We start from the raw sequence: 380 nt of genomic DNA, 5'->3' as shown, positions 1-380 counted from the left end.
GTCCTTCGCGGTGCCGCAGCTCTGCCCGCAGCGACGTCAGCACCCGGCGAACCAGGCGGGGTGTGAGATCCGTGACCAGTCCGACTGAATGCGGCAGATCGACGCAATCGGCGAACGCGCTGCCGCCCTTGTAGTCGACAAGCAGAAAGGTGAGCCGATCGGGCGAGTATTCGGTGGCGAGCGAAAGGATCCAGGTCTGCAGGAATTCACTCTTGCCCGACCCAGTTGTGCCGCCGACAAGAGCGTGCGGACCGTGCGAAAGGAGGTCGAGTCGAAGTGCCGCGCTGGCGCTTTGCCCGACGAGCGCTGCGAGGCCGCCCGGCACTCGCTGCTCCCCTGGCGACCAGTGTTCCATGACACTGTCGGTCGCCCGCCAGCGT

The 380-nt window shown here is 66.3% G+C and carries 1 protein-coding gene; it reads right to left on the bottom strand.

Going from position 1 to position 380, the window contains the following annotated elements; translation table 11 throughout:
* Window positions 1-380 (bottom strand): FtsK/SpoIIIE domain-containing protein (locus AB4Z02_RS19315; RefSeq protein ID WP_441972998.1); only part of this gene is annotated, 380 nt, incomplete at both ends.

The sequence above is a fragment of the Pedococcus sp. 2YAF34 genome (assembly GCF_052114585.1).
Classification (GTDB): domain Bacteria; phylum Actinomycetota; class Actinomycetes; order Actinomycetales; family Dermatophilaceae; genus Pedococcus.
Note: the sequence above shows the minus strand (reverse complement) of the source record. Positions and strands in the feature narration are given on the sequence as shown.